The sequence below is a fragment of the Vibrio sp. FE10 genome (genome assembly GCF_030297155.1).
Classification (GTDB): Bacteria; Pseudomonadota; Gammaproteobacteria; order Enterobacterales; family Vibrionaceae; genus Vibrio; species Vibrio apostichopi.
In genome coordinates, this window is record NZ_AP028068.1 from 1,107,854 (window position 1) to 1,130,077 (window position 22,224).

Below are 22,224 nucleotides of genomic sequence, written 5' to 3' on the forward strand. Positions count from 1 at the left end.
GTTTATTCCTCGCTCGCCAAAGCAGGAACAGCGCTGCTTGTACTGTTATCGACAACAACTGCAATATCATTTTTCATGTTGATAATATTAGTGATGACGATTTGCTCACCGCTAGATAGTCCTTCTTTAACTACCCAACCGTTGCCAACTTCATTACTGAGAACCACTGATTTTTTTACTGTCTTTTTGTCTTGGTTGACCACAAAAACGGAAGGCTCACCAGACTGACTTCTTACCACTGCAGATTGAGGAACGACAAGGTAGCCTCGTGCTTCTGGCATTGAAATATGGGCGCGAACGTACATACCTGCGAGTAAAGTATTGTCAGGGTTTGGAATGATGGCACGTAGCGTTACCGTACCTGTTGAGTCCGAGACTAGCGTGTCGGAAAACTCTAAATGGCCTACTTCATCATACGCACTGCCGTCTTCTAACGTGATGGTTACTGGGATCTCCGCATCTTTGTCGGTGAAGGTCGCAAACTCTTTTTTGATTTTGGTAATCGCTAACGAAGATTGCTGCATATCCACGTAAACATTCGCGGTTTGCACAATTGTCGTCAGGTAAGAAGACTGTTCAGAGGTCAACAAAGAACCTTCCGATACCAAAGAGAGGCCAGCTTGACCTGAGATAGGTGCTTTGATTTTGGTGTAAGACAGTTCAATGTTGGCATAATCCAATTCCGCTTGGCGGATCGCGACTTCAGCTTGAGCTTCTTTGTAAAGCGCATCGGCATCATCAAAATCTTGCTGACTGGTCAGTTTTTTTCTTAATAGTTCTTTATAACGAAGTGCCGTTTTTCGAGCGGTATCTTCGCTCGTGAGTGCTTTCGCTAATTGGGCTTGTGCGCTATTAACGTTGGATTGATAAGTGGTTGGGTCAATTTCATAAAGTACTGCATCGGCTTCTACCTGAGAACCCTCTTTGTATAGACGGCTTTTGAGAATACCCGTTACCTGAGGTCTCACTTCTGCTTGCTTAAACGCAGCAATTCGCCCTGGCAACTCGGTAGTTAAACGCAGTGTTGTTGGGGTCAAGTCTAAAACATCAACATGAATAGGACCTGGAGCTGGTCGTTGTTCCATAGCTTGTTCGCCACAGCCTAATATTAGAGAACTGGAGAGAAGTAAACCCAAAGGCAATCTTAACGCGTGGGGTAGAGACATAATGAAACCTTATCCTAGAAGCATAATTACAAATATAAGAAAAAGAATAGCAGCTGCATGGTTAAGGCAGGGTTAAGGCTCAGGTTTTTGTTTTGATAAATTATGAGGTCTTTGGAAAAGGATGAAGGCTCTTCCCCAACAACTTAGGCAGCGTGCGTATTTACTATTGATTACAAAGAAAAGGAACAAGTTAAGGTGATTAGTTCTCCGGTTGTGTTAGTTCTTACCTTGTGTTGTTTGTTTTATTGATTTAGTACCCCGTCAGCTCCATATATCCAGTACCTGAGTGTGTTCCTTCAATCACAATAGAACCTTCCCAATAGGGAACTGATAGGGGCGGTTACGAGTTTTTTGATTTACTCGGGCGATCAAAGAGTGGCAAGCTCGATTTTATTTTGGACGATGGGAGGCTTAGGGCTTGCTCGTTGGAATAACTTAATTTTTGCCTTAATTGGCGTGTTGTGTCTTATTGTTTTAGTGATTAAACGTTATCGCGAACTCGACACTTTGTTAGTGAGTGAACAGACCACAAGCTCATTAGGGATCAATGTTCACCGCCTGCAAAGTGAGATTTTTCTTTGTTGTGCGTTTTGCACTGCATCGATTGTTTCAATGACGGGCGTGGTGGGCTTTATTGGCTTGATGGTGCCTCATCTTGTTCGACCGTTTTCAGGTGTGACTCACAAGCGAGCTATTCCTTTGATCGCCTTGTGGGGATCGGTTCTCTTATTGTTTGAGGATTTAGTCAGTCGAACCATATTAGCGCCACAAGAATTGCCTGTTGGGATTGTGACAGCGGCGCTAGGTGGGTTGTTTGTCTTATATCTTGTTTGGCGCAAGTAGCTTGTTTATTGAATCAGGGAAACTCATCAAAAATGGAGCTTAGGAACGGCTCCAAGCTCCAATCAGTTGGGCACTTTCGATCTCTATTCTTGGGGTTGAAAGTGCCTTCTTAGATCCATGCAAACCTAAACCGGAAGCAAGATGATCTTGCGATCTTGCTTCTACTGCCTCTTTTGGGCTTGTGATGGTGTGTAGCTGCCACTCTGAGAGGCAACGATGAGACATTAGCAACCACAGATGTGTAAGTTGGCAACTCCTTTCCGCAGGAGGGTTGGCATATTGCTTTTCATCAGCTTTCTTCAGTGTGCTCTCGGTTTGAGCTTTGTATTCTAACTGTATTGCTCTTTGAAGAGCGTCATTCCCATTCTTGCACTGTTGCAATTTTAATTCGTATTTGGAGGTATTAATCATTCCAATGGCCGTCGTTAAAATTGATTTGGGTGGGTTGTTGTTTAAAGCATCGGCTCGCAACGTTAAGTTAGAATTGGAAAGCGAACATCATCATGAAAAAACTTATTGCCTTCACATTGATTTTACTGGGTGCAGCGTTCGGTGCTAATGCCAGTACCTATGAAGAGCTCAGTTGGGATGACCTTATTCCAGAAAGTGAAAAGACGATGCAATATAACTTCGGAGGCGAAGCTTCCGCTAAGCAATCTCTAGTTAGACATGCAATTCGCCCTGAGTTGAATCAGAGAAAAATTAGGATTGCCGGATATTTTGTTCCATTAGAATCTGATGGTGAAACGATCTCGCAGCTCCTACTCGTTCCCTATGCGGGTGCGTGCATTCATGTGCCACCGCCACCAGAAAATCAAATCATTTATGTGCAATTCAAAGAGCCAATGCCTATAGAAAAATTCCAAAGCGTCATTTATGTGAGTGGGACCATCAAGGCAGAGGTTACGGTTAACGAGTTAGCAAATAGAGTGGGATATTCTTTGGAAGGCTTGGAAGTTGAGCCATACGAATAACCTCGTAATGTTCGCAGGGAGTGTGTCAACTATTGTGAAGCTAGAGGTTTATTACAGACCTGATAGAAAAAAACCTGCTTCGGCAGGTTTCTTTGTTTGGATTACTCTCCTTTGGAAGATCAAGTCTCTGGCATTTGAGTTTCCTCTAAATTGAAGAGTGAGTCGTATCCTAGGTATTTTCAATACAAGGGGGGTAATTACGATTACGAATTCCCCCATGACTTCCAAGATTGCCTCGGTTATTTCAGCGTCGCTATTTTTAAAGTTGCACTCGATAAGTTGGCTATCATTGATCGCATTAAGCTTGGAGTCATGCTCGATCACAACGATTGAGTATTTGGTTGTAGCGTGCTCGCTAGAAACCATGACTTCGTAGATGCGATTCCCGTCTTCATCCGTGTCAATTGGTATAGTCATACCTGATACGTAAACTTCCGCTCCAAGGAAGAAAGGTTCGTGTTCTATCAAGATTTCACGCAGCGGTAGTTGATGAATTTGTTCAATTCTTTTGCGTTGCTTGTAGCTGAAATTTCATTCTTTTTACTCTTGCACTCAAGCAATAATCAAAACGACTTCGAGCCATTTATCTAAACCTGCACACAAAATAAACTCTCTCCCTAAATCGACTATCGAATAAAGCGTTAATCAAGGATCGCGTTGAAAGACCACCGACGGCTGCGGCTAGGCGGGGTTCATTCATCCTTGATTTAACCTTCAGACACCTATGAATTGCTTGAGATTGAATCTAATAAAACTTCGTTCTTATTCCTTGTGTCATCAGTAATTAACAGTAAGAAAAATAATGAAAAAATTAGTCACTATATCATTGACACTATTGATGGTTGGATGCAGTTCTCCTGACTCTCCGGCTGATCGTGAACAAGCTCGCCAAAAGGTCAACAAAGTTTCAAATGAGGTCGTTAACAGGATCAGCGAGCACTATGTTGAGGTTCCGGAACAGATGGAATATGCCTACGGGTACGCGACTGTGCGAATGTCTGAGGTTCAACTTCCTATATTAGGTAAGTCATCAGGGATTGGATCCATATACAACAATACTGATGGTACTGTTACGTATATTGACGTCGATAAATATGACTTAGGTGCGGGGCTTGCGCTGCATCAATATGATGGCATCGCCATATTTGATACTGAGGAACAGTTGGAAGCCTATAAAGAGGGTAACTGGCATTTATCCTTTGCAGCAAATGCTAACCTTGGTGGCAGTGGCGGAAGGTCAAAAGCCACTATTTTAGATGGTGACCTTGATGTTCCAGTATATCTACTCGATTATTCTGGTGCTTCTGCGGGGACAAGTGCACAAGTTATGTCTACGTCCATCAACTATGACCTGACTGAGACTGGCTTGGGTGATCGTCAGACTGCAAACAAAGAAGTTGAAAAGACAACAACTGCCAAGAATTGGAATCGTGCTCTTCCATTTTATGCACAAAACGTTATTGATAAAGGCTATTCATTGCCTAAGCCTTTCGGGGTCAGTGTCGTTTATACAGATACTTACCAGTATATGGACATCACAGGTTTAAATGTAGGTATCAACGGTTCCCAAAAGTACCCAATTGATTTTGTATCCTTTCACAACAGCAGTAATGACACTCAATCTCCCCAATTAAAATTGGACGCTTGGTTGTTCCCTTTTATGAATGTGTTTGGGTCGGTTGGGAAAATAAGTGGTACAGCTGATCTTGGTATTCAATTTAGTGGTGACGATCTTGTTGGGCAACTTGGAACAGACTGTAGTGGAAGGCTTAAGCCCTTTGTATGTCGTTTAAGGGGTAAAGATCCGCTTTATAACGTCACTGCTGACTTGAGAGGCACCAACTATACAGTCGGAACTATTCTAGCTACTGGGTGGCATGATTATTTCTTTACTGTACCGATGTCGGCGACCTACGCAGATATGCGTAAAAATGATGCTGAAGGTTTAATTGTTAATATTACTCCTCGTATTGGTAAAGTATTTCCTGTTAAAGGATCCCAATCTATTGCGCTATATACTGGTGCAACATATATCGATAGTACTTTAACGCTAACGGGAACTTATACCTATGAAGGTGTTGGGATAGATTACAACGTAAAGCAAAGTAATGTCGATAAATGGTCCGGTCTGGTTGGTGCTAATTATACGTTCAATAAGGATTGGTCTGTATCTGCTGAATATGGGTGGGTAAGCGATCGTAAACACCAATTCGTATCTACATTAAATCGAAGATTTTAAAACCGTTCTAGATTAGTCTCTGTTTAATTTTTAGCATTAATAGTCTGGATAGATAATATCTAATATAAATTGTTAGTTTGAGAAATTACAATGAACAAAATTAAATCAATCATAGTTATGCTCTTACCAATGGTGTTAGTAGCATGTTCAAGTACACACTCGATAGATAAAAGAGTCACTGAAGATAACTATGAGAGTGCTTCTATTATTAGAACACCTAAAACCAATAGTATTTATGATGAGCCATATCGCTTCTTTGGTGATGAAACACCTAAGTACCTTCGGGAAGTAAGAGATAACCCTAAGCTTAGTGAAATTGTAAACCAAGATAATATTCCGCGTATAGTGGGCGACCAATTTAGCGTGTTAGTCCTCTCTGGTGGTGGAGAACGAGGCTCTTACGGTGCTGGAATTATTAATGGACTATATGACAGTGGAAAGTTACCAGAATTTTCTATGGTGACCGGCGTTAGTACCGGAGCGTTAACCGCACCTTTTGTATTTGTTGGCGGGGAATATATTCATGAATTAAAAACGGCAATGCTTGCTTTAAATGATCAAGATCTTTTGGACAAGAGAGGCGCTCTATGGCCTCTATACAGCACATCAATGGTTGAAGGGAAAAAATTCTATCAATTCATAGAGAAAACTTACGATGATGAACTAATTGAAGCCATTGCTCGTGAATACCGAAAGGGTAAACGACTCCAAATCGGCACAACCCACTTTGATTCCGGTCGCCAAATGGTTTGGAACATTGGTCGCATTGCGGATAGCGACATACCTAATAAAATTGAAATTATTCATAAAGTGTTAATGGCGAGCTCATCGATTCCTGGGTTCTTTCCTCCGCAATATTTTACTGTTTACGCTAATGGTAGTGAATATGAAGAAATGCACGTTGATGGTGGATTATCTCATCAATTATTCTTTAACTCTTATGACTTTGATTTGAAAGAAATATCAGAGCTTTACGGAATAACAAAAAAGCCTAATATCTATATTATAAGAAATGGATATTTAAAGAACAACTTTGAAAAAGTAGAAGATAATGTGTTTTCTTTAAGCGAGAGAAGTGTAAATAATTTGATATTCTCTCAAACTAGAGGCGATTTGTACAAAGAGGTTTATGTAACAAATAAAGCGCAAGCAAATACATATCTTAGTTATATAGAAGAAGACTTCGACGTTGAACCAAGTGAAGATTTATTTTTTGACCAAGAGTATATGAACAAACTCTACGAATATGGATATGAAAAGGCACAGAATGGAACATTATGGTCGGCCTCTTTGATAGATGGGCATCAAATAAAGCTAAGAGATAAAAATCTAAACGATGAATAATGTGTTAATTATTTAAATAAATAGAGTGATATACCATGAATAAAAACAAGCTAATTATACTACTGTCATTGTTTCTATTTTCGCCATTCAGTTCTGCAAACTTAATTGTGGATACTAAAGGTGTCAATATGGAGCAATACAACATAGATTTACTGGAATGCCAGCAATTATCAACCCAAGTTCAAGAAGAGCAAACTAAGGGAGTTGGTCGCTCTGTCGTAGGTACCGCTGCAAGGGGAGCAGCTCTCGGTGCGGCAGGTACGGCTATTGCTGGTGGGCATGGCAGTGATGGAGCAAAAGTAGGGGCAGGTGTTGGTGTTGTTGGAGGGTTACTGCATCATAGACACGCAGCTGCTTACAATCAAGCCCAGCACGAAGAGGGTGTCAATAATGTGCAGAAGCAGTGCATGGTCGGCCGAGGATATAAAGTCTTGAACTAGGATGCTCCTTTTAGAGACTTAAAGTCATATTTCTATTCGTCTACCAATAACCTATTCATTAACTGTGCGGCTTTGCTTATTTTCTAAGGAGTAGAGCTCCCACAGTTGCATAACCATAACCACAGATCTCCTTCAAATACGTTCTAGATTTTTGCCTCAATGCAATAGTCAAAGCTAAACCGAGAGGTTTATTGCTATTCGCTCAATAAATATACTCTTCCGACCAAAACGAAAATCCAACAGACAAAGCAGTCTCAAGATTTCAGGCACACATCCATCGGATGGATCCAATACCATATTTGACAATATCGGAGACATCCTCGTGTTATTAAAGCGAAACGCAGCACTCTTATTGGTTTTAATTCTTTTCAGTTACCATAACTTTGTTTTTGCTCAGGTGGCGTCAACACCACTAAGAACTTATGCTACTTCTCCTTATCAATCGACTTCTCTATCTACCCAATTAAGAAGTGCATTTAGTGTCGATACCACCGAGGTTTTCATTACTTCATCCATAGCGAGTGTCTGGGCTCAAAGTAATGACTTCCAACTCGATTATTATCAAAATCAAGCTTTTAGTGGTTTTCAAGTCCCAATAAACAACAAGGTTTCTGCAGAAATCATGCTGCAGTATTCTTGGGCTGGCAATAATCATCTTGACTCATTAGTCGCAGGCTTTCACAACACTTTTGGTATAGCGCAAAATGGGCGTGATGAAGTGGATGATGATCAGTTCAATATTGGTTCATCTTATGGCTCTGCTATAGAGGACTTTGAGGGTGAGACTATGGCAAAAGCTTTGCATTCTTACTTGTCTTATCAATTCTTTGAAACGAGTGCACATGCGTTATCCGTAGGAGGCTCTCTTTACTATAATCATGTGGGTGACTCTGAGTTTTCAAATATAAGCTTTGAGCAAGGTCTGCAGTTAAACTATTCCTACCATTCAGGTGTTCACACGGGTTTTAGCACCTTAGGTGCAACGCACAGAAAAAATGATCTTGCTTTGGGTTCTATACCCGTAAGTAATACCACGATGTCATTTGCGGCTGGTTATTCGCTTCAGTTTCTCAAACAATATGAAATGATCGTTGAATACCACCATTATCAAGGAGTGTTGGATGATAATAGTGCGTTCTCCGAGCCTTCAAAGGAATTTTTACTGGGTTTGAGAGGAACATTTGAGGGGGTAGCCGTAGAAATATCGACCACTGAGAATATGGGAAATAAAGATAATTCAACGGATATTAACTTTACCGTAGGACTGAGATTTGTCTTGTAAACAACATATGCTCAACAGGAAGCTAGCGTTTCATCATGGGTGATCGACCGGTATTTTCTTTATGTTCAGTGAGCTAATGTGATGTGTCACGTCACCTCTGGGCGGAGAGTCTGCCAGGTAGAATGCTAAATCAAAGCTTGTCTCTGTAAGATATAATGGGCTTTCAGTGAAGATAATCTCAGTACTTTATCTCTGGATGTATTTAGCAAAACTCAGCGAGAGGTTCGGTGAGCTGTATTGCCCCAAATGATGCTGAAGCAGCAACGCATCATTTCCTTACCACGCTTGCTTTCGAGTAATGCTTTTCATCAATCGCCTATGCATTTTCAAACAGATACTTAACTTGTTTATAAAACGCCATGCCATAGAAAGTCAGATTGAACTGCCTAGTCGTTCTTTGAATCAATTGGACAGACATAATGTGCTCCAACTGCCCCCCACGATTAGTTTACATCGAAACTAAGATGATCTTACCATCTAGCCGTGTGGTTTTAGACTCAATAAGATCAATCGCGGCTTGTACATCATCTAACGGAAGACAGCGGTCGACATCGAGTTGTATGTCGTTCGCAATGAAATGGTCCAGCATGTTCGTGAACTTGTCACGACGGACATCTTTCCCCTCTGCTTCTTCCCAATAACGTAGGAAGAAGGTGCTGAAATCAATAGCTTGGTTTTTTGCGTGCTCGAAGAATCGCGGTTCATAAAAATCGAGCGAAAGCGTGCCATAGTTGATAAAACGCCCTTGGCTGCCAAGGGTACGAATAAGTTCGGTTCCGGGCGTTCCGCCAATCGCATCAAAGGCAACCGTTGGTCGAGGTAAACCTAGCTGTTGAATCTGTGCAACCAAATCACTTTTGGCATCTAACACATAGTTTGAATTGGTTCGAGAGCGTTCAGGTTGTGATGTCACAACAATGATTTGAAACCCAAGTGAGCTCGATAACTGGGAGAGAATCTTGCCAATAGCCGAGCTACCAGCATTGATGATCAGCACATCTTCTTTGGTCAACTTCGCGACTTCTGTCGTTAGTACCCACGCGGTGAGCGCATTTATGTACAACTGACAGGCGTAGCCATTATCTAGGTGCTGAGGAATGTGGAAGAGGTTGTCGGGTGATACATCGACATAGTTCTGCCATGTTCCACTGGTTGCCACCAGCACTCGCTGATTCACTGCAAATTCAGCATGGCTGGACTCTAAAACCCTCCCTACTGCTTCAAACCCCGGTACTCTCGGCGGTTGATGGCTGTGTTTGTATTGCCCAACTCCATAAATCGACAACAGATCACTAGGATTGATGTTGGTCGCTTCAATTTGTACTCGAACTTTATCTTTATCTAGCGTTCCTAAAGCAACATGCTCTAGCTTGAGGGACTCTTTCGGCTGACCGAAACGAAACTGGCTAATTCGGGTATTTTGCTTAGTGTCAGTCATGGTTCGGGTACCTTCATGGATTATGAGTACTGCATTGATTTTAAGTGTAGCGTGTTCATAAACAGTCTTGGGTCGATAATATTGATCAACATTGATGCTGTTGGCAATCTATTGTTCAAATTGAAAATAGTTAACCAAAAGTTGACCAACACCTATCTACAATGATTCCTAGTTTGATGACTAGGAGTTAAGAAAGATGAACATGCCTAAAGTAATGTCTAAATGGAAAACGTTGCTGGCTCTGACCATGTGTTTTTTTGCTCTTAAGTTTCATCTACTTCTGATTTGGGGGCTATTTTGCTGGTTTTGGGGGTGGGAAAACCTTCGTGCTAAAGAAGCCTTTTTTGTTGAACGTATTGAGCTAAAAGATCATCCAGTTTTGTTTACCTTGATCATCATCAGTTGGTTTGTGATGGGAGGGATATATTTCTATATGGACAATAGGGTCTTTGAGTTCTTTAGTTCTTTGTAGCTAGGCATAAGTGAATAATTAGGACACGTTATGAAAATCTATTTAATTAAAGCGTCTGCTGGCAGCGATTACTCAAAATACAAAGCTTCGACTGGTGGCCCTCCACAAAACATATTTGCAGCTGCTGCTGCAACACCAAAATGGTACGAATTAGATATGGTTGATGAAACCATAGGTGCAAAAGCCGATCTTTATACTGATGCCGATTTGGTGGTGATATTTATGTCGACGCCTGATGCTTATCGGGCTTACGAACTCGCTTCCAAATATAAGAAAAAAGGAAAGAAAGTCATACTCGGTGGGTTACATACTAAGTTTAACCCTGCAGAAGCGGCAGTGTATGCGGATTGTTTGGTGATGGGAGAAGTAGAGAACTACTGGGTTCAGCTACTACGCGACGCAGAGTTTGGCTCATTACAGCCTATTTATGAAAGTTCCGAGCCTGTCGAGCTCAGTATGCTCAATCCATATCCAACAGATATCATCAATCCAGAAGCGTACAATTATACATGGTCAGTAGTTGTGACAAGAGGTTGTCCATTCAAATGTAACTTCTGTTTGGTGCCAAGGTTCTTTGATAAGTTCCAGAGAAGGCCAATTGAAAATATCGTCAGTGAATTAGAGTATCTCAAGACATTAGGTGTTGAGTGGGTTGAGCTGCACTCTGACAATCTCACTCATGACCGTGAATATGCTATGGCTCTATTTAAAGCCATTAAGCCGCTTAAGATGAGCTTTTACGGGGAAACAACAGTTTTGATTGCTCGCGACACAGAGTTGCTTAGTGCAGCGGTGAAGTCAGGGTTCAAAGCGGTATTGTTAGGTATCGAAACACCATCTGAAGAGGCATTAAAGGCACAAAAGAAAGGCTTTGTAAAACCCTCTAAGATGAAAGAGTACATTGCTGAGATAAGATCACATGGTATTGAAGTATGGGGAGATTTCTTGTTCGGTTTTGATGAACATGACACTTCTATCTTCAAACAAACGCAGAAGTTCGTTGAAGATATCAAGGTTGATAAGGTGATCCCACACTACATGATTCCGTTTCCCGGTTCTGAGTCTTTTAATAAGTTAGAGCGAGAGGGGCGACTCCTTACTAAAGATTGGTCTAAGTACGATGGTAGCCACCCGGTGTATCAACCAAGTCGTATGAGCGTTGAAGAGTTAGAGGAAGGCTTGTATTGGATTTGGCGGAAGAATGTGAGCTTGAAAGAAAGAGTTGTTGCTTGGTTCAGTTAAAATTTGTTCTTTATTGAGCTGAATACATGGAATGAAAATCGTGAGGGCTATAAATAAATTTGGCTGTCCGGATTCATGACTGAATTAGCTCATTTTAAAGGCTCCATGTGGAGCCTTTATATAAAGTTTTCACCAAACTTACTTGGCGTAGCTGTGAAACTCCGCGATTAAAAACCATAGCTTTGTTTGATTGGTTCGCAGACTAGTTTATATTTTGCGTCCGCAGCTTCTTTCCCAGCAAATTCTAACATCGCTTCTGAATAACCCATTGCAGTGCCGAACTCTTCCATTATATAAGGGTCTTCTTTGACACTCACTGTGCGATCTTTCGACAGCTCGACAATAAACTTAGCGTAATCTTGGTCTTTATCTAAGCCTGCCGCCCAACCAAAACAGTGAGCCGCATCTTGCTTAGGGAACTCGTTAAAATCTTCACCATTCACTTCGGCTAAAGCAGCACCCGAAACAAGTGTTGTAAGTAGTAACATGTTAGTAATTAATTTTTTCATATTGCTTGTCTCGAATATTGAATATTGAATATGAAGCTATCTTATTGCGAGCGCTATGAATTAAATGTGAACATATTTGTTATTATTTTTAAGTCACGTGACTTTCGGTGTAACTGTGTTAATCGCTTATGAGCACTGCATCGACTTTAAGTGTAGCGTGTTCATAAACAGTCTTGGATCAACAATATTGCTTAGCATTGCAGACGTCGGTAGGCAATCGTCATCAACGTAGTCGACATAGTCTGCCGCCGAGTCAAAGATCAAAATATCCAATGCTAAACGATCCAACCCGTATCGACCTCGGTGGATCATATCCGCAGAAAAGACTAATAAGTCGCCCGCTTCTAATGGTATCTGTTTACCACCAGAGATGTCATCGCTGCTTACTTTACCATTTACTTCTTGGCGAACGTTGTATTCTTCTTCGTTGTCCCAGCGCTTGTGTGTTCCGGGGATAAGTTCCATCCCTGGCTCATCAAATATTGGTACACGGAGGTGTAATACTTGGGTTTCCATGATGACTTTCATTTGGTCATCAATGTCATAGTCGTATTGACAGTCACGATGCCAGAAGTCTTTTTGTTGCGGGTTCACAGGGTTGAAGAACAGCTGTGTGTTCATGAATGCAGCTTTGTTCGGTATTACCGCATCGACCACTTCCATGACTTTTTTTGAGCTGATGAAGTCAAACAGTACGGTTCTATCGTCGGCAGGTAGATACTCGCTGCCTGTAATCAAAGATGAATTAAATGCCTCTTCTTGATAGAACTCTTCGTTGTCTGCTTTCCATGATTCATGGAACTTGAGCACGACTTTTCTAAGCGATGCAATCTGAGCTTCATCGAAATAATTTCTGATAACAAAGTAACCATGTTCGTTGTATTGGTTACTGAGTTGTTGGCTGTTTTCTACCACTGATTACCTTCGTTCATTCTGTACCGTGTAATAACCACGTATTTCTTGGGCGCATAATGCCAGAGAGGCGTCATTCAACCAAGTAACTAATGAGGGAATAATCCGTTGTTACAGTAATAACACTTAACGCTGCTCGTTATTGATTGGCTCCAAAAGAACCTTAGTCACGAATAGCCTGACGATTGGCGCGACTACAGCAAACACTAGCAAAGCCGATGGTAGCATTTGACCAATCGCAGCCATCCATGCAGCAAAAATCCACGCATCAAAAAACATCGTCTTGTGGTCGGTTCTTGGCGGCCACGATGGCTGGCAGGCTGAGTAGCATGGTTGGAAGTACCATCGAAATCATTAGTGGGTATTGGTATTTCCGAGGAAATTTTTTCATGGTTGACTCTAATGAATGTGAGTTTTGTATTAATGTTTACTATCCCAACCATAACCTTCCAGTTAGTTATTTGATTTGAAAGGTTAAAGCTAGTGAGTTTTAGGCATAGTCGTTCGGTCTTAAAAAGCGATGACGCGTTGAATTAGCCAAAACATCGATGTGACGCCACAAAAGTAACTGATTGAATTTCTCACCATGGTGTTAGAAACCAGCGTCAACTTTTTGGTGATGAGTTGGATAAACAGGTAAGACGCCGCAACGAAAATTACTTGTCCGATTTCGACACCGACATTAAAACTGACCAGCGCCATGAGCTCCTCATTATGTGGCAAGCCGATTTCGCTTAACACAGAGGAGAACCCAAAACCATGCAATAGACCAAAGCTCGACGACACCAATAACGGGTACTTAAACGTTAGACTATCAGTTTTATTGGATGCGATTTCGTAGGCCAAAAACACAATGCTCAACGCGATACTGGCTTCGACGGGAGCGATGCTGATGTTCATCATACCCATTGAAGACATGATCAATGTGATGGAGTGAGCAATCGTGAAGCCAGAAATAGTCATTACGATCTTCTTGGGTGTTCGCGCAATGAAGATCAAGCACAATATAAATAACAGATGATCGTAGCCTTCCAGAATATGCTCAATTCCCAACTTAACGTACGCCGTCATCACGTTGTCAGATTTAAACTCATCAGCCAATTTTAGCTGGTGGTCACTAACGTTTAGCACTCGTGAAATGATGTTGTTTTCGGCATCTTCAATCCGGACGATCACATCCACTTGATACTTGGTTAAACCATTAATATCGAGTTGTAACCCTTTTAAGCCATTCTCTCGCTCGATAGTCCATTGTTGAACATAGGCTCCGGGTATCACCGAGCTGAGCATATTGGCGTGATCTTTTTGGCTCTGTCCATCAACAACAATATCAAGGTCGACGGTTCTGTCGCCTTTTACTGGGCGTTTCCACAGAAAGTCGGAGTGCGTGCTGTCGATTTGTTTGATCAGCAACGAAGCTGATTGCATGTCATCGGCGTAAGCCCCCAGTGACATGGTCATCAAACATAAGAAAAGTAACGAGATTAGCTTTTTCATCACGGTTTCCTTAAGAGTTGGCGTCGGAGTTGCTCATCACAACTTGATAGTCGTTCAGCAGTTTGCTTTCGTAAGTGTCTAGGTTTTCTTGATTGCGCTGAATACGCCAATCGTCTAATACTCGAGCTTTGGCATTATCAAACGAGAAGTAGTCATTCTCTGTCTTGCTCGTCACTTTCACTTGGAAATACTGCGATGTCGCTTTGATAGGTGACGACCATTGATCCAGAGGTTGGGTAGCCAACTGTTCTAAGAATTTGGAACCGAAGCGTTTATCTACGTCGTAAGAATCCCAATTGGAAACTGCGATCGGATTGGGTTGTTCTGAATAATTTCCGCTAGAGTCCGAACTTGTAATCAAGTCTGGACTGATGTTGATTGCTCCGTTTGTGCTGTCCAGTGCGATGAACTCAAAGCTATAGATATCGGCTTTCTTGTAGTTATCGATGTGTGCTTGATAAAACTCATACAGCGACTCATCGCTTGGTTGCTCCATCACGGAAACGTCATTAATCATGAAGTGAAGCTTCTGTTTGAGGCGACGTTTGATGACGGCATCGTTAGTATCAAAGCCGACTTTTCTTGCTTCTCGTGCGTAAGCTTCATCAAGTGCGTAGTCACGAACTAACGCTTGTAGTTCTTGAGGGGTAGGCTGTTTGCGCCACAGTTTTACGTATTTAAGGTGGATTTGCTCAAGTTTATCTTCCGTAATAACAATCACATTCTCCTCATTGAACTTCTGTTGTTCGGAGTAATGGTTGTAAGCAAAAAATGCGGCAGCAATTAGGAAAAAATGCATTAGAGGTTGGCGCAATAAACGTACAGTTAAATTTTTCATGAAAGTAATCTTTTTAACAGATAAATAGGGCATCAAATCCATTGAGTGGATAGCACCACAGAGCGGCTCTATGGTGCTATTGTGTAGCTAGGTTAAACTTGGTTTTCGACGAGTCTCAATAAGACTAAGGCGTATACCAAATTGGCGAGGTAAACGCGCGTTCTTGAATAGAAACTGGCAGTTCTTCAGGAACGGTTGTGCCCATTTCTACTGCATCAAATGTGCTCCAACGAGGAGTTGGGATTTCGAGTACACGAGCGTAGTAGAACGCATGCAGTGATTCATCAAAGTCAGGGTCGACCCATTCAGCTTGAAGTGACTCAGCGCCAATATCATTAGTGAAGGTGGCTGTTTTCACGTCCACGGTGTTACCTACGGCAGGCACTTTGCCATGTTCATTCTCAACACGACCATCAGACATCGCAACGTTGTAGACTTTTTCAAACGTTTTGCCGTCTTTTACCCAGCCTTTGATGATCTGGATTCGGTCTAAGTTACCGCTATCAGGATCTTTTTCAGCTTGGACTATAATGGTTGGTGCTGTTTTACCGTGAACATCTGCAGAGGTTAGGTCGCTACCCATTGGCACGCCTTCATCGTAAGCCGTTGCTTCCCAGTCTGCTTGTTTTAGCAATTCTTGTGGGTAGTCGAAGCTTGCGAAAGTTCGCACTTTCATGCGAGTTCCTGTTGTTGCGTAAACTTCTTTGTTTGCTAACGCATCATAAATCTCTTCTCGAGTATTCGATTTTGCCCAAACTGCAGCTAAACCTGACGTACTGAACTTACGGATTTCTTCAATGTTACGACCTGAGTTACCCGGTGAACCGTACATGCGTTCTTCTGGATGAACTTCAACCCCAAATTTGCCGGTGAAGTTGAATTCTTGGAAAGTGCTTGCTCCGTTGTGGGTATCGGCATCGCCAATGAAACCGAACTTGTATGGGTTACCTTGACCTTCTGCTTCTTGCTTAATACCGCGCAGTAGAGCGTCGCGTGCATAACCACCCACTCGTTTGTCTGTTAGACGACCGTGCATATCTAAACGATAATCCCACAATTCAAAACCTGCGAACTCATCGTTCGGAGACAACTCAGGGTGCGTCTCTGATGTGCCTTTGATCTGAGTGATTTCGTAAAGTGGTTCATTTCTCATACGAGTTTCTGCATAGGCTTTGTCTACTTTAGAGCCGCCGTAACTGGTATCTACAGGGAACATCAAACCATCGCTGGCGTTACCATTGTGAGGGATCGCTAACAGTGTTGAGCCATTCTCACGTTGCTTGTCCATCCATGCCCAGAGGTCTTCTGGTCGTTTCGAATCGAAGCTGGTAAACGGTATTTCTGGAATGTGGTCAGTATCTCTGAACATCAATACACGGTGCATGTTGCGAGCTTCAGGGCCTGAGGTCCATTCGAAGCCAGCAAAAGTCGTAAACTGACCTGGTGTGTTGTATTTGTCTGTAATCTCGACTGTTTGCGCGAATAATGATTTTGCGAGCTTAGGGTCAACCAATCGAGGATCGCAGCTGTTTTTATTCATGCAGTCGAAGATGTCGGCATAGGCCCCCCAAGCCACAACTTTGTTTTTTGATGCCAAGCGCTTAGATATGTCCAAGTCATAAAGGTCACTTTCTGGGTTGACCATTTGTTGGAATACGCCTAAAAATTCGGCGTGGTCTGTCACTGAATACCAATCAAGGGGTTTACCTTGGATTTTGAAAACATTACCGTTTTCATCAACAATTTTTTCACCACGAGCCCAGCGATACGCCGTTTCAGGGTTGAAGGTTGCGCCTTGCGGAAAGCCATCAAAAGACCAGCCAGTATGGACGTGTAAGTTACCGAAATACGCTTCTTTATTTTCGTGAACCGTAATGTCTGCCTGTGCTGCCATACTGCTGCATAATAAAATGGCAGAAACACAACTTGCTAATTTGTTTATTTTTTTCATAGGAATGACCTAATAAATGGGTGAACTGAACGTACGCAGGTTTTCTTAACATCTTGTTTGTTTAGAAAGTCCGCACACATAAAACGAGTGCTTATGTTTTGTCATTCCGTGACGGGCAAATACATGGCCTGAAGTGTTATTCCGTAGACTCAACGTGATAGTGAACAAGCCTGTAAATGCTCGTTGTCGCTAAGATGGGAGAAGTATAATCAAGAGGATAAAGGCGAAAAATATCTGAAATTGGTTTTCACTTTTGCATTACTGCAATAGTGAATGGTTGTCTCTTATTGATTATTTTGGTGAATGCAAAAACACCTTACATTAGTAAAGCAAGACGCTTTTCTAACGTAAGGTGTTCTTTATTTTGGATTTACTCTTAAAGCTAAAAGCTAACTCGCAACTGATTGCTTAGATATTATTCCCTCTTAGATATTGTTACTTCCAAGTCGGGAAATCTGAGCCTAGAGGTGAGGTTGGTTTATCCCAGTAAGCCGGTGTGCGTGAGTATTCTAAGACTGGTTTTAAATGAGTGATCACACCAAATGGCGTTGGCGTTTTTATGGTGTTCTCGCTGATGTTTCCACCGGAAATTACTTTATGTATTGTGGCGAATTTCTTATCGATGTTCTCTTGGTCTTTCTTTTGACTTCTTTGTTGATTCTGCGGGTTCGAATTCAAACCTTGGTTTTGATACCACATACAAGTTTGGGCTAATGAAACACTGACACGTTGGGAACCACCAATGAAAGCACGGTTGTGAAGCGCTTTCAGAATGCCGATAGAACCCATTAAGCCAGTGCCGTAATCGGTAATGAAACCGTAAGGACATAGAATCGGTTGGTTCTCGGTGCCGTGATCAAAGGCTGAACCAACAGCCGCTTGTGCGATGTTTTCCCACCCGTGCCTATTCGCCCATGGTCCAACTTCGCCAAATGCCGAACTGGTTACGATGATTAAGTTAGGGTTAATTGATAATAACTTCTCTTCTGTTAAACCAAACTTCTCTTGAAGCCGACCTGGAGCATAGCCATTTACATACACATCAGTTTCTGTGATCAGCTGATAGAACGTCTCGAGATCCTTTTGTTTATTAAAGTTCAGGTAAGCATTGCGTTTACCAAAGCCAGTATCAAGGTAGTTTGACGTAATACGCTCGGCGGAAGGGTTGGCAATATGCAAAACCTGAGCGCCTTGTTCCGCCAAAAAGGTCGACATTGAGGGCCCTGCAATAATATGGCTAACATCTAGCACTTTTACGTCACTGAGCGGTCTTTCGCTCGGTTTGAACGGAACTTTAGAACCCGTACCAAGTGTTTTGACTTGGATTGGTGGAAGCTTACTTAGAGCTTGGCCTTGTGGGTGCGCTTGAAACTCTTGTTGAGTTCGAATCTTGGTGCCACTTAACCCATGCTTATTAAAGATATCTTCCCACTCTTGCGCTGTTTTAGACAAGTAGGCAGCTTCAATAGCTTCCTGTTCTGGTGGGCAGTTCAATACTTTTAAAGTCTTGTCGTGTAAATGCTCCAGTGCAGTAATGGTCTCAAAATACCCATCTTTTGTTTTGTGAGTGAGCGATTCAAAACGCTTGAAAGCATCTAGCGAGAGTGGCTGATCATTGATGTGAAGGAAGTTAGGGCGATAAAGCATTTCCATCGCTTTTTTATGATCAACTGTGACGGTTTGAGCTTTGCCAGTTTTATGCTTCCAAATATTTGCAACCAACAAACCGTTCATCATTAATAAAGAAGAAAAACTATCCGACATACTGTACGGTGATAGTTCATCTGAGCTCGGCTCGTAATTCGTATCAATACTTTCAATGTCTGACGATATTTCAATATCGACCATTTTTTTCAAGTTTTCTAGACCATGTAACATAAATAAACCTTTGATGTTTTTGAGATAGATAATCAGCTTACTTAAGTCTATATTTGGGATAAACCCTCTAAAATAAGGATGAGTTTTGCACAGAAGCAATAATAATTTTGACCTAAATACGCTGACCATTTTTAGACGTGTTGTAGAGCTAAATTCGCTTTCAAAGACAGCGGAAGAGTTAGTCATTAATCCATCAACTGTGAGTCGAAAAATATCAGATCTCGAATCATTTTATGGGGTTAAGCTACTACTGAGAACAACCAGAACACTCACCCTTACTGAGGAAGGTAAGGCGTTTTATGGTTACTGCCAGAACATCGAAGACTTGTTGGTTCGTTCGGAAAACGAGATAACCAATACGCAAGTTGAGCCGACAGGGGTGTTACGATTGGTGATACCAGTTGATCTCGGTAACTTGGCGCTAAACAATGCGCTCAATGAGTTTGCGATTAAGTACCCAAAAGTGGTGTTAGATTTAGAGTTTTCAAATCGTTCCGTAGATATCGTTGAAGAAGGCGTTGATGTTTGGTTTTGTATCGGTGAAGCATCGAATCAAAGTTTAATTTCAAAACATCTTATGACACACAGACGCTATTTAATGGCCTCGAAAGAGTATTTAGCTCAGTACGGTGACATTAATTCGATTGACGAAATGACTCCCCCTCACCGACAAGTGTTAAACAAAAACCCGTTTAATTACAAAGATAAAAACGCGATAAAACACCTACCGTATTCGGTTGCGGTAAACAGCAGTTATGCGGTACTTCAGTCATGTATAGCAGGCCTTGGGCTTGCTTATATTACGAAATCGATGGCCAATAAATATGACGCTGACCAACAATTAGTGACGATATTAGAGAGTGAGATTTTTTCTGAAACGGTGGTTAATATGTTGTATCCAGAACGGAAACTTAAACCTATGAGGACTGAATATTTCCTTGAATTCATGTCTAATTATTTCCGGTATGTGTAGGCATATAGTCAAATAAAATTGAGACGGGATAAACATAAGTTCCTATGTTTATCCCGTCTCTTTGGTAACTCATAATTCGTTTCGTTTTTGTGTGGGCAGGGTGGGGGACGAAGCCCCCAGTCTTATCGCTAATGCTCGTTGTTTTTATGAAGAACGTTTACTTAGCGTAGCATGATGTCTTCGTGGCCATAGCCCGGTATGAAACCAAACAAGCCTCGGTTAACGACTTCTGATGGACGGTGAGTGATTGCGCCGTTTCCTGCGGGTTCGTCGCTCCATGTTGTTTTGATTGGATCATGTGCGCCCATCACGGAAGGTCCTGTTTGGCAGTAAGCTGGGGTCTCAGACAACTGTACATAAGGTGTAATTCGAGTGAACACCGAACCTGATTCGCTGGTTTGGTCGATTAAGTACTCGCGCATGTCAGCCATTGAAATCGGCACAACTTCTTCTTTTTGGGCATCTAAACTTAAAAGCTCCATTGCTGAACGTGCTAGCATGGTTTCTACATTCCAGAATCCACCTTTCTTCTCACGTTGGATCAGTGCTGAAATCGTGCCGATTGCAGCTAAGAACCCTGTGCTGAAATCCAGTACGAGAGCGCCAACAAGGTGGTATTGGTCGCGACCTTGCGATGCGATGTGTGTCATGCCTGTACAAGTTTGAGCCAATTGCTCCCAACCTTTACGTTTGCTCCAAGGGCCCGTTGGACCGTATGCAGAGATCTGAGTAACAACGAGATTCGGGTTGATCTCCATTAGTGTTTTTTGATCGAATCCTAGTCTTTCTAGAGAGTTTGGACCGTAACCCCATACGAGTGCATCGGCATCTTTCAACAATTCAGTGAACTTCTCTTTGTGTTGTTGCTGCTTCAAGTCGAGTTGTATCTGCTTTTTACCGTAACTTTGCTCAAAGATTACTGGGTACAAGAACGGAAATTCAGGGTTACGAACCGAGATGACGTCTGCACCGTATTCCGCGAGTTGACGAGTAGACCATGGGCCAGCCACCACGTGAGTGACATCAATAATTTTAAGCCCTTCAAGTGGACGATGTTTTGCTTGAGTTAACTTTTTAGACTTTGCATTGCCTTGTTGATCAACCAATACCAGAGGATGCTTAGCCATAGCTTGCCCTTGCGGATGTGCTAGCCATTGTTCTGGTGTGTAAAGCGGCGCCATACATAGGCCTTGCTCTTCAAAATCGGCTTCAATTTTTGCAATGTCAACTTTAGCAACTTGGTCGCTCAAGCTTTGGTAGTTATTTGCTGAATCGAAGTAATTTAAAATACCATCGCGTAAATGCGGGTAAGCACCATTCATACACATCCATTGACCGTCTTTTGATTGTTGGATGCTGTTCACTGGAACTTCGATTTCACCACCAAGAATTATCGTACCATTTAGGTAATGGTATGCAGGATCGTTCAAGCTCATTGTCGCATGGCGTCGGTCAACAGTTACGCTCTGTTTTGGCAGGCCTCGTAGTTCGCCAATCTCTTCCAAGCTAGCCCCAAATGCTGCAATCACACCGGTAATGTAATCTGCAGTTGCTAGATCTTCTTTTAGGTAAGTCGGTGTTTGAACCACATTGATATCTGATGCTGGTGTAGATAGATTAAGTGTATCTGCAATATGTTGATAAACTTTGTGTTGATTCGTATTCATAATATTTGTCTCTAATTCTTACTTTATTGAGCGCTGCTGGGTATAACGGCAACGCTGCCAATGGAATTTGTTTTGATAAGGCGCTTAGTTTTTCGGTTTGTGCTGCTCAAGTTCTGGCGGATAATCGACGACATAACGTTCAACTAAGTTATTTTCATCAAGCCACAGAATGTTCAATAATGAATCAAAAGAAATGACATTATCGAGGTTCTGTTTTTCTGTGATTTTTGCACCACCGTTCATAATGATCGCGTTACCCACTTGGTAAACGTCGTGAATAAAATGCTCAGTGATGAAGGGTTCATCTATTTTTTTGAAGTAAGCTTTCGCGTTTTCAAGGCCGATGATCTTTTCCTGTCCAAATTGCATCACAATATCGTCACGCAAGATTTCGAAGCCTGAATTATCAGAAAAATCTAATGTATCAATTGCCTGAAACAGTTTTGGAAGCCATGTTGGTGCTTCGATTTTTGTCATATGTGTATTCATGGTATGTCTCCTATCCTAATAAATATTCAATTAACTCATTGGTTATGAAATATTATTTATTAGGATTGAT

The 22,224-nt window shown here is 41.9% G+C and carries 22 protein-coding genes and 2 pseudogenes; 9 read left to right on the forward strand and 15 right to left on the reverse strand.

Annotation, left to right across the window (positions count from 1 at the left end):
• Positions 1–2: 2 nt before the first annotated feature.
• Positions 3–1,166, reverse strand: coding sequence for an efflux RND transporter periplasmic adaptor subunit (locus QUF19_RS21925; RefSeq protein WP_286299020.1), 1,164 nt, complete (start codon positions 1,164–1,166; stop codon positions 3–5).
• 327 nt (positions 1,167–1,493) lie between these two features.
• On the opposite strand from QUF19_RS21925, the pseudogene QUF19_RS21935 reads away from it, so the two are divergent.
• A pseudogene (locus QUF19_RS21935) lies at positions 1,494–2,009 on the forward strand (FecCD family ABC transporter permease); the annotation flags it as partial.
• A gap of 39 nt (positions 2,010–2,048) precedes the next feature.
• Here QUF19_RS21935 and QUF19_RS21940 read toward each other — a convergent pair.
• Positions 2,049–2,420 (reverse strand): hypothetical protein, encoded by a 372-nt coding sequence (locus QUF19_RS21940; protein ID WP_286299021.1) that lies wholly within the window; start codon positions 2,418–2,420, stop codon positions 2,049–2,051.
• 92 nt (positions 2,421–2,512) lie between these two features.
• Between QUF19_RS21940 and QUF19_RS21945 the strand changes: the two genes are divergently transcribed.
• Positions 2,513–2,983, forward strand: coding sequence for a DUF3299 domain-containing protein (locus QUF19_RS21945; RefSeq protein ID WP_239847393.1), 471 nt, complete (start codon positions 2,513–2,515; stop codon positions 2,981–2,983).
• A gap of 51 nt (positions 2,984–3,034) precedes the next feature.
• Here QUF19_RS21945 and QUF19_RS21950 read toward each other — a convergent pair whose 3' ends face one another.
• Positions 3,035–3,400, reverse strand: a complete 366-nt coding sequence (locus tag QUF19_RS21950; protein WP_176679299.1) for a hypothetical protein — start codon at positions 3,398–3,400, stop codon at positions 3,035–3,037.
• A gap of 385 nt (positions 3,401–3,785) precedes the next feature.
• Between QUF19_RS21950 and QUF19_RS21955 the strand changes: the two genes are divergently transcribed.
• The 4 genes from QUF19_RS21955 (at position 3,786) to QUF19_RS21970 (ending at position 8,288) form a co-directional block, all read left to right on the forward strand.
• Entirely contained in the window at positions 3,786–5,222 is a 1,437-nt protein-coding gene (locus QUF19_RS21955) for a hypothetical protein (RefSeq protein WP_286299033.1), read from the forward strand.
• Positions 5,223–5,312: 90 nt separating this feature from the next.
• On the forward strand, positions 5,313–6,566 hold the full coding sequence (locus QUF19_RS21960; protein ID WP_286299036.1) for a patatin-like phospholipase family protein: 1,254 nt from the start codon (positions 5,313–5,315) through the stop codon (positions 6,564–6,566).
• Positions 6,567–6,694: 128 nt separating this feature from the next.
• Positions 6,695–7,006: a glycine zipper family protein gene (locus QUF19_RS21965; RefSeq protein ID WP_286299039.1), complete on the forward strand. Its 312-nt coding sequence runs from the start codon at positions 6,695–6,697 to the stop codon at positions 7,004–7,006.
• 322 nt (positions 7,007–7,328) lie between these two features.
• Positions 7,329–8,288 carry a DUF3187 family protein gene (locus QUF19_RS21970; protein WP_286299041.1) on the forward strand — a complete coding sequence of 320 codons (960 nt, stop codon included), beginning with the start codon at positions 7,329–7,331 and terminating at the stop codon, positions 8,286–8,288.
• Positions 8,289–8,736: 448 nt separating this feature from the next.
• Here QUF19_RS21970 and QUF19_RS21975 read toward each other — a convergent pair whose 3' ends face one another.
• Positions 8,737–9,726, reverse strand: coding sequence for a zinc-dependent alcohol dehydrogenase family protein (locus QUF19_RS21975; protein ID WP_286299043.1), 990 nt, complete (start codon positions 9,724–9,726; stop codon positions 8,737–8,739).
• A gap of 20 nt (positions 9,727–9,746) precedes the next feature.
• Positions 9,747–9,833, reverse strand: a pseudogene (locus QUF19_RS26505) (phytanoyl-CoA dioxygenase family protein); the annotation flags it as partial.
• Positions 9,834–9,922: 89 nt separating this feature from the next.
• On the opposite strand from QUF19_RS26505, the gene QUF19_RS21980 reads away from it, so the two are divergent.
• Positions 9,923–10,198: a hypothetical protein gene (locus QUF19_RS21980; RefSeq protein ID WP_102438254.1), complete on the forward strand. Its 276-nt coding sequence runs from the start codon at positions 9,923–9,925 to the stop codon at positions 10,196–10,198.
• Between the two features lie 30 nt (positions 10,199–10,228).
• A complete protein-coding gene (locus QUF19_RS21985) occupies positions 10,229–11,440 on the forward strand; it encodes a B12-binding domain-containing radical SAM protein (protein WP_286299049.1) in 1,212 nt (403 codons plus the stop codon).
• Positions 11,441–11,607: 167 nt separating this feature from the next.
• Here QUF19_RS21985 and QUF19_RS21990 read toward each other — a convergent pair whose 3' ends face one another.
• The 8 genes from QUF19_RS21990 to QUF19_RS22025 all read right to left on the reverse strand — a co-directional run bounded on the left by QUF19_RS21990 (position 11,608) and on the right by QUF19_RS22025 (position 19,025).
• Positions 11,608–11,949 (reverse strand): hypothetical protein, encoded by a 342-nt coding sequence (locus QUF19_RS21990; protein ID WP_286299051.1) that lies wholly within the window; start codon positions 11,947–11,949, stop codon positions 11,608–11,610.
• Positions 11,950–12,075: 126 nt separating this feature from the next.
• Positions 12,076–12,864, reverse strand: coding sequence for a phytanoyl-CoA dioxygenase family protein (locus QUF19_RS21995; protein ID WP_286299054.1), 789 nt, complete (start codon positions 12,862–12,864; stop codon positions 12,076–12,078).
• 123 nt (positions 12,865–12,987) lie between these two features.
• Entirely contained in the window at positions 12,988–13,140 is a 153-nt protein-coding gene (locus QUF19_RS22000) for a hypothetical protein (RefSeq protein WP_286299056.1), read from the reverse strand.
• The gene (locus QUF19_RS22005) at positions 13,130–13,252 is read right to left on the reverse strand and encodes a hypothetical protein (protein WP_286299058.1); all 123 of its coding nucleotides are present in this window, start codon (positions 13,250–13,252) and stop codon (positions 13,130–13,132) included. Before QUF19_RS22005 ends, QUF19_RS22000 begins: the two co-directional genes overlap by 11 nt.
• Positions 13,253–13,371: 119 nt before the next feature.
• Positions 13,372–14,358 carry a HupE/UreJ family protein gene (locus QUF19_RS22010; RefSeq protein WP_286299059.1) on the reverse strand — a complete coding sequence of 329 codons (987 nt, stop codon included), beginning with the start codon at positions 14,356–14,358 and terminating at the stop codon, positions 13,372–13,374.
• A gap of 10 nt (positions 14,359–14,368) precedes the next feature.
• Positions 14,369–15,196 (reverse strand): peptidyl-prolyl cis-trans isomerase, encoded by an 828-nt coding sequence (locus QUF19_RS22015; protein WP_286299061.1) that lies wholly within the window; start codon positions 15,194–15,196, stop codon positions 14,369–14,371.
• A gap of 124 nt (positions 15,197–15,320) precedes the next feature.
• Positions 15,321–17,147, reverse strand: a complete 1,827-nt coding sequence (locus QUF19_RS22020) for a DUF3604 domain-containing protein (RefSeq protein WP_286299063.1) — start codon at positions 17,145–17,147, stop codon at positions 15,321–15,323.
• A 435-nt stretch (positions 17,148–17,582) separates the two neighbouring features.
• Entirely contained in the window at positions 17,583–19,025 is a 1,443-nt protein-coding gene (locus tag QUF19_RS22025; RefSeq protein ID WP_286299067.1) for a CoA transferase, read from the reverse strand.
• An 85-nt stretch (positions 19,026–19,110) separates the two neighbouring features.
• On the opposite strand from QUF19_RS22025, the gene QUF19_RS22030 reads away from it, so the two are divergent.
• The gene (locus tag QUF19_RS22030; RefSeq protein ID WP_176679309.1) at positions 19,111–19,998 is read left to right on the forward strand and encodes a LysR family transcriptional regulator; all 888 of its coding nucleotides are present in this window, start codon (positions 19,111–19,113) and stop codon (positions 19,996–19,998) included.
• Positions 19,999–20,159: 161 nt separating this feature from the next.
• Here QUF19_RS22030 and QUF19_RS22035 read toward each other — a convergent pair whose 3' ends face one another.
• Both QUF19_RS22035 and QUF19_RS22040 read right to left on the reverse strand, forming a co-directional pair.
• The gene (locus QUF19_RS22035) at positions 20,160–21,665 is read right to left on the reverse strand and encodes a CoA transferase (protein WP_286299068.1); all 1,506 of its coding nucleotides are present in this window, start codon (positions 21,663–21,665) and stop codon (positions 20,160–20,162) included.
• A gap of 84 nt (positions 21,666–21,749) precedes the next feature.
• Positions 21,750–22,154 carry a hypothetical protein gene (locus tag QUF19_RS22040; RefSeq protein WP_286299073.1) on the reverse strand — a complete coding sequence of 135 codons (405 nt, stop codon included), beginning with the start codon at positions 22,152–22,154 and terminating at the stop codon, positions 21,750–21,752.
• Between the last annotated feature and the right edge of the window lie 70 nt (positions 22,155–22,224).

What these genes read in the sequence shown, in the direction of transcription:
- QUF19_RS22010 (WP_286299059.1), bottom strand. Translation starts at nt 14,358, where the DNA reads ATGAAAAAGCTAATCTCGTTACTTTTCTTATGTTTGATGACCATGTCA.
- QUF19_RS21965 (WP_286299039.1), top strand. Translation starts at nt 6,695, where the DNA reads ATGGAGCAATACAACATAGATTTACTGGAATGCCAGCAATTATCAACC.
- QUF19_RS22000 (WP_286299056.1), bottom strand. Translation starts at nt 13,140, where the DNA reads ATGTTTTTTGATGCGTGGATTTTTGCTGCATGGATGGCTGCGATTGGT.
- QUF19_RS22015 (WP_286299061.1), bottom strand. Translation starts at nt 15,196, where the DNA reads ATGAAAAATTTAACTGTACGTTTATTGCGCCAACCTCTAATGCATTTT.
- QUF19_RS22020 (WP_286299063.1), bottom strand. Translation starts at nt 17,147, where the DNA reads ATGAAAAAAATAAACAAATTAGCAAGTTGTGTTTCTGCCATTTTATTA.
- QUF19_RS21945 (WP_239847393.1), top strand. Translation starts at nt 2,513, where the DNA reads ATGAAAAAACTTATTGCCTTCACATTGATTTTACTGGGTGCAGCGTTC.
- QUF19_RS21975 (WP_286299043.1), bottom strand. Translation starts at nt 9,726, where the DNA reads ATGACTGACACTAAGCAAAATACCCGAATTAGCCAGTTTCGTTTCGGT.
- QUF19_RS22025 (WP_286299067.1), bottom strand. Translation starts at nt 19,025, where the DNA reads ATGTTACATGGTCTAGAAAACTTGAAAAAAATGGTCGATATTGAAATA.
- QUF19_RS21925 (WP_286299020.1), bottom strand. Translation starts at nt 1,166, where the DNA reads ATGTCTCTACCCCACGCGTTAAGATTGCCTTTGGGTTTACTTCTCTCC.
- QUF19_RS21955 (WP_286299033.1), top strand. Translation starts at nt 3,786, where the DNA reads ATGAAAAAATTAGTCACTATATCATTGACACTATTGATGGTTGGATGC.
- QUF19_RS22005 (WP_286299058.1), bottom strand. Translation starts at nt 13,252, where the DNA reads ATGAAAAAATTTCCTCGGAAATACCAATACCCACTAATGATTTCGATG.
- QUF19_RS22040 (WP_286299073.1), bottom strand. Translation starts at nt 22,154, where the DNA reads ATGAATACACATATGACAAAAATCGAAGCACCAACATGGCTTCCAAAA.
- QUF19_RS21960 (WP_286299036.1), top strand. Translation starts at nt 5,313, where the DNA reads ATGAACAAAATTAAATCAATCATAGTTATGCTCTTACCAATGGTGTTA.
- QUF19_RS21980 (WP_102438254.1), top strand. Translation starts at nt 9,923, where the DNA reads ATGAACATGCCTAAAGTAATGTCTAAATGGAAAACGTTGCTGGCTCTG.
- QUF19_RS22035 (WP_286299068.1), bottom strand. Translation starts at nt 21,665, where the DNA reads ATGAATACGAATCAACACAAAGTTTATCAACATATTGCAGATACACTT.
- QUF19_RS21990 (WP_286299051.1), bottom strand. Translation starts at nt 11,949, where the DNA reads ATGAAAAAATTAATTACTAACATGTTACTACTTACAACACTTGTTTCG.
- QUF19_RS21950 (WP_176679299.1), bottom strand. Translation starts at nt 3,400, where the DNA reads ATGACTATACCAATTGACACGGATGAAGACGGGAATCGCATCTACGAA.
- QUF19_RS21940 (WP_286299021.1), bottom strand. Translation starts at nt 2,420, where the DNA reads ATGATTAATACCTCCAAATACGAATTAAAATTGCAACAGTGCAAGAAT.
- QUF19_RS21985 (WP_286299049.1), top strand. Translation starts at nt 10,229, where the DNA reads ATGAAAATCTATTTAATTAAAGCGTCTGCTGGCAGCGATTACTCAAAA.